This is a genomic window from Hyphomonas sp. UBA3601, from assembly GCF_002375605.1.
Lineage (GTDB): Bacteria > Pseudomonadota > Alphaproteobacteria > Caulobacterales > Hyphomonadaceae > Hyphomonas.
The window spans coordinates 305-10,419 of record NZ_DFME01000148.1; the positions used below are offsets into that span (position 1 = coordinate 305).

The 10,115-nt window shown below is 55.8% G+C and carries 10 protein-coding genes; 4 read left to right on the plus strand and 6 right to left on the minus strand.

Annotated features, from left to right (window positions below):
- The 5 genes from B4F73_RS16485 to B4F73_RS16505 form a co-directional block, all read right to left on the minus strand.
- Positions 1-272 (minus strand): hypothetical protein (locus tag B4F73_RS16485; RefSeq protein WP_290483820.1); only part of this gene is annotated, 272 nt, incomplete at its 3' end.
- Between the two features lie 183 nt (positions 273-455).
- Complete coding sequence (locus B4F73_RS16490; protein ID WP_290479598.1) at positions 456-1,151, minus strand: sugar transferase; 696 nt, start codon at positions 1,149-1,151, stop codon at positions 456-458.
- Positions 1,152-1,516: 365 nt separating this feature from the next.
- Positions 1,517-2,104, minus strand: coding sequence for a polysaccharide biosynthesis/export family protein (locus B4F73_RS16495; protein WP_206990692.1), 588 nt, complete (start codon positions 2,102-2,104; stop codon positions 1,517-1,519).
- Positions 2,105-2,155: 51 nt separating this feature from the next.
- Positions 2,156-3,079, minus strand: a complete 924-nt coding sequence (locus tag B4F73_RS16500; protein ID WP_206990691.1) for a metallophosphoesterase family protein — start codon at positions 3,077-3,079, stop codon at positions 2,156-2,158.
- 25 nt (positions 3,080-3,104) lie between these two features.
- Entirely contained in the window at positions 3,105-4,172 is a 1,068-nt protein-coding gene (locus B4F73_RS16505) for a glycosyltransferase family 2 protein (protein WP_242517319.1), read from the minus strand.
- Between the two features lie 179 nt (positions 4,173-4,351).
- On the opposite strand from B4F73_RS16505, the gene B4F73_RS16510 reads away from it, so the two are divergent.
- The 4 genes from B4F73_RS16510 to B4F73_RS16525 all read left to right on the plus strand — a co-directional run bounded on the left by B4F73_RS16510 (position 4,352) and on the right by B4F73_RS16525 (position 8,825).
- The gene (locus tag B4F73_RS16510; RefSeq protein WP_206990690.1) at positions 4,352-4,642 is read left to right on the plus strand and encodes a putative quinol monooxygenase; all 291 of its coding nucleotides are present in this window, start codon (positions 4,352-4,354) and stop codon (positions 4,640-4,642) included.
- A gap of 12 nt (positions 4,643-4,654) precedes the next feature.
- A complete protein-coding gene (locus B4F73_RS16515) occupies positions 4,655-5,878 on the plus strand; it encodes an acyl-CoA dehydrogenase family protein (protein WP_206990689.1) in 1,224 nt (407 codons plus the stop codon).
- A gap of 5 nt (positions 5,879-5,883) precedes the next feature.
- A complete protein-coding gene (locus tag B4F73_RS16520) occupies positions 5,884-7,335 on the plus strand; it encodes an MFS transporter (RefSeq protein ID WP_290479596.1) in 1,452 nt (483 codons plus the stop codon).
- 68 nt (positions 7,336-7,403) lie between these two features.
- Positions 7,404-8,825 (plus strand): Do family serine endopeptidase, encoded by a 1,422-nt coding sequence (locus B4F73_RS16525; protein ID WP_233347789.1) that lies wholly within the window; start codon positions 7,404-7,406, stop codon positions 8,823-8,825.
- A 9-nt stretch (positions 8,826-8,834) separates the two neighbouring features.
- Here B4F73_RS16525 and B4F73_RS16530 read toward each other — a convergent pair.
- The coding region (locus B4F73_RS16530; RefSeq protein ID WP_290483821.1) for a hypothetical protein at positions 8,835-10,115 on the minus strand (1,281 nt) is incomplete at its 5' end.

The following is a 10,115-nucleotide window of genomic DNA, read 5'->3' on the forward strand; positions in this document are numbered from 1 at the left end:
ACCCATCCACTGGAGCCACCTGCGCCGGTCCATGTCTCGACCTCGACGCCGTTGACGTAGACTGCGAACTCTGACGCGCCGTCATTCTCGTTGAAGAAGTTGACGGCAAATTCGTAGGTGCCGTCTTCGCCGGTGAAGGCACCTGTCGCGGTGCCAGTGCCGGTCGACTTGATGGTCTGTCCGCCCGAAGCGTTGGAATTGTCCTCGACCAGATAATCACCTGCGAGCGTCAATGTCTCGGCTTCTGTTGTCCCGACTACGATATCGGCCATGATGGTACGCTCTCAACTAAACTGTCTTGATCCGGCTCAAGCATGAATGCTGGCCTATAGTAAATCGGAACCGGTTTGCTTGCCACATCATTCTAGTCTCACGAGACTGGGCAGCGGCCGGGGGGTAAATTGCCATGACTGTTTGAACCGGGTTTTCCAACCTCGACACCTATCGCGTCAGGGTCAACGGGCACCCTTGGAATTCACCACGGCCGGCACGGTAAGCAGAAGAATTTTCACATCGGTCAGAAAGGTTCTGGTGCGCGCGTATTCAACATCCATTGCGACGCGGGTCTCGTAGGATGTGTCGCTGCGGCCACGGACCTGCCAAAGGCCAGTCAGGCCAGGGCGTACCGCGCAATAGTGTTTGTACTGGTCGCCATATTTCGTGATTTCATTTTCGACGATCGGACGCGGCCCAACCAGCGACATGTCGCCCCGGATGACGTTGACCAGTTGTGGGAGTTCGTCGATCGAGCTTTTGCGGATGAACTGGCCGAGTGCCGTAATACGGGGGTCATTGGTCAGTTTTTGCGTTTCGGCCCATTCGCGACGTGCATCCGGATCTGTTGCCAGCAGCTGTTGCAGGCGATCTCCTGCATCGGTCACCATCGAGCGAAGCTTGTAACAAGCAAACTGTTCACCGTCTTTGCCGAGGCGCATTTGCTTGAAAACGGCGGGGCCGCCATCTTGCAGACGGATAAAGATGGCAATTGTCAAAATCAGGGGAGCAGTGAAGAGCAGAATGCAAGATGCCACCACAACGTCGAAGACGCGTTTGGCAATCTGTTCCGCACCCGAAGTATCGGAGCTGTGGCGAAGCGATGCGTACGTAGCCATCTCCACTTCACGTGACTCTTTTGAAAGTCTCAAACCCATTTTACGTCCCCTAGAATCTACTCATCTGCGCCGGGTTTACTGCCTCACCCAGTGCGGACCTTAACGAGCGGTTAACTCGCAAGAGCCGTTGGATGTTTATTTCTTTCAGGGAGGTTTGCAATCTCTGTACCGCGAAATATGAAAATAATTAACGGTTGGAGACAAATTTCGCGCCACAGGGGAAAGTAAAGCGCAAATAATCGAGCAATCTGTACACAAAAATGGCATGTTCGAGGCAATTTTTGCCTCGTGCGTCAGCGGTGATCGATTTTTGGACAGTCGCGTGCCAAGGCGGCACAGTCTGGAATGAAAAAGGCGGCCCTGTTTCAGGGCCGCCTTTTCGTTGATTCGCGTTTTTGTGGTGCCTAGAAGATGCGCTCCCCGATACGGATCGTATCTCCAGGTTTAACGGCCGTATTGGTATCCAGCGTGTAAGTCTCTTCGGATGTGGCGTCAGCGCCTTTGACGAATACAACCTTCTTGTTGGCTCGGTATGTAAAACCGCCTGCCGCAGCGACGGCATTCAGCACCGTCAGACCGGAATTGTAGGGGTATTCTCCCGGAGAGCCGACTTCGCCGAGAATATAGTAAGGGCGGTAGTTGATAACTTCGGCGCTGACGCGGGGATTCAGGATATAATCCCCGTCAAGCGTTTCAACGATTTTGGTTTCCAGTTCTGGAGTTGTCAGACCGATTGCTTCGACCTGGCCAACCAGGGGCAACGAGATCGCTCCGGAGCCATCCACATCAAATTCACCGGAAAGGTCCGGGTGTCCAAACACGGTGACACGCAGCCGGTCTCCATTGCCAAGGATATAGGCCGGAGCCGTACGTTGCTCGTGACTGGTCTCAGGTGCGTCTGATCTCTGAATTGCTGTGCCAGCCTGACAGGCAGACACAATCAGAAAAGCGCCAGCCACCAAGGCTGAGCAGATTGAGCGAAGAGTCATCATGTCCCCATATTCTCCGTTGTTGGCGGCAAACGCCGCTTTGCAAATTGATCCCTAAACAGGACTCGTTTCCAGAAAGCTGACATCGGTCTTAAAAAGTTTCGCTGCTGACAGGCGGCCACTAATAAAGGCGCCCGTATCGAGACCGATGCGACGATTGTCGCGGAACACACCTTCTGCAGGTGTGTGTCCGTGGACCACAATATGTTCGAATTCTTTCGTATCATCCAGGAATTCATCCCGGATCCATAGAAGGTCCCGTGCCGATTGCTGTTCAAGGGGCACGTCAGGGCGCATTCCCGCATGTACAAACAGATAGTCTCCAGCAACATGGTACGATTGAAGGGAGTTGTAGAAATTCAAGTGTTCGTCGGGCAGCCTCTCCCGAAAGCCCGTCCAGACTTTTTCCCAGGCCTTCTGGGCTGCTGTCATGGCTTCGTGGGAGGTTAGACTGGAGCGGGTATTTGGCGGTTGGAAACCATACGAATAAAGGGTTTCGCCGCCGCCGTAGCGGACCCATTGTTTGCCGAAACCAGCATCGCTCAGGAACCGCAGCAATGCTTCTTCATGATTGCCCATCAGGAAAATGGTTCGGAATTCCTTGAGACGATCACCGATCAGGAAGTCGATCACGTCGCGCGATTGCAAACCGCGATCAATATAGTCACCCAGAAATATCAGAGTCCGCTTTGTCCCCGCTGGCAAGGTTTCGGAATCCTGTTCGATTTGCTCTACAAGACGCTCCAAAAGGTCGCAACGCCCATGAATGTCTCCGATCGCGTAGATGCATTCGCCATCCGGAGCGTGACTAATACGCGGCGCGACCGCGACCGGCTCTTGCCGAACGGGTGTCTCAACCTGGTCTGCGGGTGCATTGAAGCCTTGCCGCATGCGCGCACGCAGAGACGTCGTCGAGCGGGTCAATTGAGCCAATCTCGCGATAAACGACTTCTGAATCTGTTGCGTCAGCTTGGGCATGGATGCTCTGCTATTAATGACTCGTTTATAGTGTTTTTTGCCGGAAAACCAAAGGTAGGGCGCGTTTGTCGCTTTTGGGGAGGAAAGTCTCTCGCAAGAAACCTGCCGCCCAGCTCATATGCATGGTTCCCGATGCGAGACCCGCAAACAGACCACATGTCGAGCGCTTCCAGACTGCCACAGCGATTGAGGCAGCCCCCAGCACGCCGACATAGCCGAGTGGCAAGATCAGTGCCGGCCAGAATAGTGGCGATACTACGAGACCGAAAACACTGGCCAGCAAGGCAAGTATCGGGATGGCCTGACGCATTTTAAGGGTGTGGCGGTGTTTCCGGGCCGTGCGGGCGCGGCCCTTACCGTAATTGAAGTATTGCCGAGCGAGCGCCTTTACGCTGCCGCGCGGCACATACTGAATGCGAATATCGGCGTCGAGGAATATCCTGCCACCCGCCTGAACCACTCGCTTGTCGTACTCTGCGTCCTCATTGTGGGAAAAGGTCTCATCGTATCCGCCAATCATCTTGAACACGGCGAGATCGAAACCGGCATGGTGCCCGTGGTCGACATAGGCTGATTTGCGACCACCCCGATGAGCCGAGCCGCCCGACCCCAAAGGCGTATCTACAACCCAGGCATTCGCGCGTTCGAAACAGGTTTCCCCCACTGCGTCCATCGGGACAACGACCGAGGCTGCGTGCGTGGTCTCGAGCGCGTCAGCCACGTCAATGATGAAGTTTTTGGGATAGATGGAGTGGGCGTCGCAGCGGATCAGGAATTGTGTCTCCTCGCTGGAATGCTGGTTGGCCGCAAGGTTCAGCGCAGCCGACTGAAGGCGTTTCGGATTGTGAAGCACGCGCAAATTCGGAAACTCACCCTTCAGGCTCTCCACAATCGCCACCGTTTGGTCAGTGCTGCCGCCGTCTGCCACGGTCAGGGGGACATGCTTCAGGCGTTCATCGCCGTCCATCAGCGACCGAATACATGCTTCGATATGCCGTTCTTCATTCAGCGTTGGGATGACCGCCAGCACAGTTTGTGCGGGCGCTTCCCTGACAAGTCGACCTGCGTTTCGTTCCATTACATCGCCAAACATTTGGGTCCCCGAAGTATTTGTTGTCCGTTAGAGAGCAAAAAGCATTCCATTTTTACGATGAGATGACGCAAGTCCGCTGAAAGCGTGATGAATGTGCAGATAATCCCCTCCCTTACGTTAATCTTGCCGTCAGCCCCGAACCTCCTATGGATAGTGTAAACATATAGGAGGAAGCAGACATGATTGGTGTGATCGCGAAATTGACGATTCAGGACGGCAAGAACGAACAGTTCGAACAGGTGGCCAAGGATTTGATGGCAAAAGTGAAGGCCAACGAGCCTGGTTGCCTGACCTACCAACTCTACAAATCCAAGAAAGAGGCTAACACCTACATTTTCATGGAGCAGTATGCGAGTCAGGCTGACTTGGAGTCGCACGGCCAGACCGAGTATTTCAAAGCTGCCGGGCCGGGGCTCGGTGCTTGCCTCGCGGGCGCGCCGGAAATTTCCTACTTTGACAGCATAGACTAGTTCGGGGCGGTTATGGATCTCTCGTTTACCAAGGAAGACCTTGAATTTCAGCAAGAAGTCAGGGACTGGATTGCGGAAGCCTATACGCCTGAACTCCGCGCGAAAAAGGCCATGTCCAAGAATGGCTATCTCGACAAGGAGGGCCAGGTCGAGTGGCAGAAACGACTATACGAAAAAGGCTGGGTCGCGCCGAACTGGCCCGAAAAGTATGGCGGTCCCGGCCTGTCAGGGTCTGAGCGATACATCCTGAACATGGAGCTTTCGGCTGCTGGTACACCTACCGTCAGTCCGATGGGCATTTCCATGGTCGCGCCGGTCTTGATGGAGTTTGGTTCCGAGGAGCAGAAGGAAAAATACCTGCCTCCAATCCTGCGTTCCGATGTGTGGTGGTGTCAGGGCTATTCCGAGCCGGGCGCTGGTTCCGACCTCGCCTCGTTGCAGATGAGCGCCGTAAGGGATGGCGACGATTATGTGCTGAATGGTTCCAAGATCTGGACCACGCATGCCCAATGGGCAGACATGATCTTCTGCCTTGTGCGCACGTCCAAGGAAGGCAAGACGCAGGAAGGGATCAGCTTTATTGTGTTCCCAATGACCCTGCCGGGGATCACAATATCCGCGCTGCCGACGCTGGACGGTCCGCTGGAAGGCCAGCAGGAAATCAACCAGGTCTTCTTCGAGGATGTTCGCGTGCCTGTCGCCGACGCCCTTGTGGGCGAAGAGAATATGGGCTGGACTTATGCCAAGTACCTGCTCCAGTTCGAACGGGGCAATGCTTATGCGCCCGGACTGCGCAACATGTTGCGCAAGGCCCGCAAGATTGCGAGCGTGGAACAGTCAGATGGTGAGGCGTTGATCCGGGATCACGATTTCTCTCGCAAGCTGGCGAACATGGAAATCAAGATCGATAGTCTGGACGCGACCGAGCAGCGGATTTTCTCCGCACTCTCGGCCGGGCAGGCGGTTGGGCCGGAAAGCTCCATGTTGAAGTGCGAAGGCTCCCATACTCAGCAAGCGATCACCGAGCTTGTTCTCGAAGCCACGGGCTCTTATGCCGCTCCGTTCATTCAGGACAGTTTTGCCGTGGCCCGCGCTGGAAAGAATGCCGACCTGCCGATGCCGCAATATGCGGTGCCGGTCGCGCCGAGCTACTTCAATTACCGGAAAGCCTCCATCTACGCTGGTTCGAATGAGATCCAGCGCAACATCATGGCGAAGATGGTTCTTGGTCTTTGACAGACATGGCGGCGTCCTTATCGGTTGCGCGTAAGCCAAGCCTGCTGACCCGCATCGCCTATGGAATTGGCGGTGCGGCCAGCGGCGTGAAGAATAACGGATTCGAGTACTTCCTGTTGCTTTACTACAGTCAGGTACTCGGTATCTCAGCCTCTCTTGTGGCTGGCGCATTGTTCCTGGCGCTTGTGGTCGATGCCGTATCGGACCCCGTCGTCGGCTATTGGTCTGACAATGTGCGCACCCGGTTCGGCCGGCGGCATCCGTTCATGTATGCCGCTATGCTTCCACTGGGCGTTGCTTATTTTCTCGCATGGAATCCACCAGCGGGCTTGGATAGTCACGGACTGTTTTTATGGCTCGTTGTCATAACGATCACGGTGAGGCTGTGTTTCACCTTCTATGAAGTGCCGAGTCTCGCGCTCGCCGCGGAGCTGACGCAGGATTATGACGCAAGAACCAGCCTCATGTCCTTTCGCTACTTCTTTGCGTGGGTCGGGGGACTGGCGATACAGGTCGCCTTGCTGACGATGTTGTTGCGGCCAACTGAAACCGTGAAGATGGGATTCTTCAATCTCGACGGTTGGCATACGTATGGATTGTGGGCAGCGCTCACGATTGTCGGCGCAATCGCGATTTGTGCCGCCGGCACACACAAATACATTCCGTATTTGAAGGCGGCGCCAGCTGCGCGCCAACTCAGTGTGGGCAAGGTATTCGGAGAAATCTTCGAAACGGTTTCAAACCCGTCTTTCCGTGCATTGTTTCTAGCGACACTATTTGGCTTGTTCGCCAGCGGCATCTCTGCAGCCTTGAACCAATACATTAACGGCTTCTTTTGGGAATTCGATACTGATCAGATTGCCGGGCTTACTGCTGGAGTGTTCGTGTCAGCAGCGATCGCGTTGGTGGTCGCGCCCATCATTGGCAAGACGCTGGGCAAGAAGCGCGGCTCAATCATTATCGGCCTTCTGGCATTCACCATCGCACCCGCGCCAGTTCTCGCGCGCTTGCTTGGCTTCATGCCGCCGAATGGCTCCGATACGCTTTACTATCTCGTACTGTTCATCACAGTTTTCGATCTGGCGCTGATCATTGCAACGCAAATGCTCATGGCGGCGATGGTTGCTGACATTGTCGAGGAAAGCGAACTGTCCACGGGGCGTCGTTCGGAAGGGATATTCTTTGCAGGTATCAGCTTCATTCGGAAGCTGTCGCAAGGTGCGGGGATACTGACTGCGGCGGTCGTGTTGTCGATGGCAGATCTGCGTCCCGGTATGCAGCCTGGGGAAGTAGCCGAGACTTCGCTGAATAAACTCGGATGGGGGTATGCAGCCTCGTTGCTCGTGATCTGGATGCTCATGATCCTGTGCATCAGCTTCTATCGAATCAGCCGGGAAAGTCATGAAGCCAATCTCGCGGCGCTCGCTGCGAGAGACGACACAGACCCAACCCCCTGAAAAAACTCACTGATTTGTCATGATTGAAGGAATTGCGTCCCGCTTCGCGCCGCAATAGAGCCATACTCATGGTCCATACAATTCGCATGACAAAACACGTTTCGAAGTTCCTGGCGATTGCCGGGCTTTCGGTTCTGGCTCTGCTTGTCGTGGCGGTCTTGCCACTTTTTGCACACGCCCAACGGTTACCCCAATCGCAAACCGAGATTGATCTCAGCTTTGCGCCGCTGGTCAGGGAAGCTTCGCCCGCTGTGGTAAACGTTTTCACCGAGCGCATGGTCGCCAACCGGGTCTCACCCATGGAACAATTGTTCTTCGGTGATGCGATCCCGAAACAGCGCCGTCAGAATTCGTTGGGATCCGGCGTGATCGTGGGTTCAGATGGTGTGATCGTAACCAACAATCACGTCATAGATGGTGCGGACACGTTTCGGGTCGTCTTGAGTGATCGCCGGGAGTATCCGGCCGAACTTGTGCTTGCGGACGAGCGGACAGATCTGGCTGTCCTCAAAATCGACACTGAAGGCGCTGTGCTGCCCACTCTACCATACGCGGATACCCGGGCAGCCCAAGTCGGCGACCTTGTGCTGGCGATCGGCAACCCATTCGGGGTTGGTCAAACGGTGACCAGCGGCATCATCTCAGCAACGGCCCGCACGGATGTGGGCATCTCCGACTACGCCTTCTTCCTTCAGACGGATGCTGCGGTGAACCCTGGCAATTCCGGCGGGGCGCTTGTGAACACGAAGGGGGAGTTGGTCGGTGTGAACACTGCAATCTTCTCCCGATCCGGTGGGTCCAATGGTATCGGTTTTGCCATCCCGGCTGAGATGGTGAAGCGCGTTGTCGACGCCGGCATGAATGAAGGCACTTTCGTCCGTCCATGGCTGGGACTCGCCGCGCAGTCTGTGAGCTACGACATCGCCAAGGCGCAAGGACTGGATCGCCCTGTCGGAGTCATGGTGACGGAAGTTTACGATGATGGCCCAGCGGACAATTCCGGTCTGCGTCGAGGCGATCTCGTGACCGCCATCGATGGGCGGGAAGTGTTTGACGAAAAGGGCCTGAAGTTTCTGGCCGCTGTTCGTAGCCCCGGCGACGAAGCGATACTGACCGTGCTGCGGGGGGGGAAGACGCAGAACATCGGAGTCACGGTCGAGCCGCCACCCGGCGCTCGCGAAGCGGATATTGTACTTCTAGATGGACGAACGGCTTTTTCGGGTGCGCGAGTTGTAGAGCTGTCTCCCCGGCTCGCCGAGGAGAACGGGCTCGACCCGTTCCAGAAGGGATCCGGAATCTATGTACATTCAGTGATGCGGCGTTCGATTGCCCGGAATTTCTTCCGACCAGGGGATATCGTCCGCTCGGTGAATGGTGCGCAGACAAAGACCGTAGACGAGCTCAAATCTGCGCTCGCAAAGGATGCGAGCAGCTGGGATATTGAGATCGAACGGAATGGTCGTGTGGTGCGAGGAACGGTCCGGCTCTAGGCGGCCTGGCTATTCCGCGGCAACTTGCGATGCAGCGCTCGCGGACCCCTCGAACATGTCCATCATGATGCCATAGGCATCCTCAAGCGGTAGCCTGTCGGCATGACGGATGGCGCTTCCATCGGCGGTTTGCACCCAGAAAGCCCCATTGCGGCTGTGCTGGGAATTGTTGACCTGACCAACCAGCATGAAGAGTTCGTCAAAGGCTTTACGCTCACCGGTTTTGGCGTTGGTTATCTCGAAACCTGGGTCAGTCTTTGAAATCAGCCCGGACCAGAACATGATCCGGTTGGCTGCTCGCCGCCATTCCATGATCGTTTTGCCATTCGACTGTAGGGCGTCGAGCGTTGCTTCTGCTTCAGCTGCCTCTTCCTCGGAGGCGAACGTTGCCCAAGCCTGATGGGTCATGACCGGTTCGAAGCTGACCGGTTGCGGGCCACCCGCCCAAGCAAACAGGTCTTTGAAATTGTGGGGGCGATAGACAAATTTCCCACCAATATGTTCGTAGCGTGTGTTTGCTTCCTGGCTGAGCGCAGTGGCCAGGACGATCCGGCCAGTCGGCCCGACCATGTCGAACGCCTTGCCGATAATCACATCCATGTGACGATACGAATCCTCGATCGCGTTGCCGTAATTGAGCATTTCCTCGTCAGAAGGTTTCACCTGGTAGACGTCCGGTTGCATATGCCGCCAATACCGGTGCTGGAGATAGGCGGTGGAATTGGCGAAATATGTCGCGAATTGCGGTCGGCGCTTCGACCATGTGTTTGCAAACACGTCCCACATCAGCAGATCGAGCACGAGCGCGCGTCGCCATTTGCGGTCGGCGGAAGATGTCTTCTCACCAGCGATCTGGTTCATCGCCTTCGTGATCGTCTGGAGTGAAAGGCCGTGGCCCAGCATGAATTTTACAAAATTGAGCGCGTCAGCACGGGTGGGTTTGGCATTCGGATTGGTGTGTTCAGCCACATGGAAGCTGATGAATTTGTGAAAGGCTTCATAGGCCGGATCGCTTGGGCGCACGCCCGCAGACCAGGGGTCAGGAACGAGGAACACTGTGTCCTTGTGGGCCGTGTCGGCATTCATCGACCCGAAAACGATGCTGTCGATGCCGTCTTCTGCCAGCGCGTCCCAAATGCGGGGCGTCTTGATCAGGTGCCCTTCGTCGAGTTCTGTAGCGCCGTGTACGTGTTCCGTCTGCCCCGTGTGGAAAGTAGGCCATTGTACCCAAGGCTCCAAAGTCGGGTCGTCGGTATGGGTAACATAGACGTCTGAACTCTTGTGGAGCTT

Excerpts from the sequence above, each read along its gene's own strand:
- B4F73_RS16505 (WP_242517319.1), bottom strand. The coding sequence starts at position 4,172 with ATGTTTGGCGATGTAATGGAACGAAACGCAGGTCGACTTGTCAGGGAA.
- B4F73_RS16495 (WP_206990692.1), bottom strand. The coding sequence starts at position 2,104 with ATGATGACTCTTCGCTCAATCTGCTCAGCCTTGGTGGCTGGCGCTTTT.
- B4F73_RS16490 (WP_290479598.1), bottom strand. The coding sequence starts at position 1,151 with ATGGGTTTGAGACTTTCAAAAGAGTCACGTGAAGTGGAGATGGCTACG.
- B4F73_RS16520 (WP_290479596.1), top strand. The coding sequence starts at position 5,884 with ATGGCGGCGTCCTTATCGGTTGCGCGTAAGCCAAGCCTGCTGACCCGC.
- B4F73_RS16500 (WP_206990691.1), bottom strand. The coding sequence starts at position 3,079 with ATGCCCAAGCTGACGCAACAGATTCAGAAGTCGTTTATCGCGAGATTG.
- B4F73_RS16525 (WP_233347789.1), top strand. The coding sequence starts at position 7,404 with ATGGTCCATACAATTCGCATGACAAAACACGTTTCGAAGTTCCTGGCG.
- B4F73_RS16510 (WP_206990690.1), top strand. The coding sequence starts at position 4,352 with ATGATTGGTGTGATCGCGAAATTGACGATTCAGGACGGCAAGAACGAA.
- B4F73_RS16515 (WP_206990689.1), top strand. The coding sequence starts at position 4,655 with ATGGATCTCTCGTTTACCAAGGAAGACCTTGAATTTCAGCAAGAAGTC.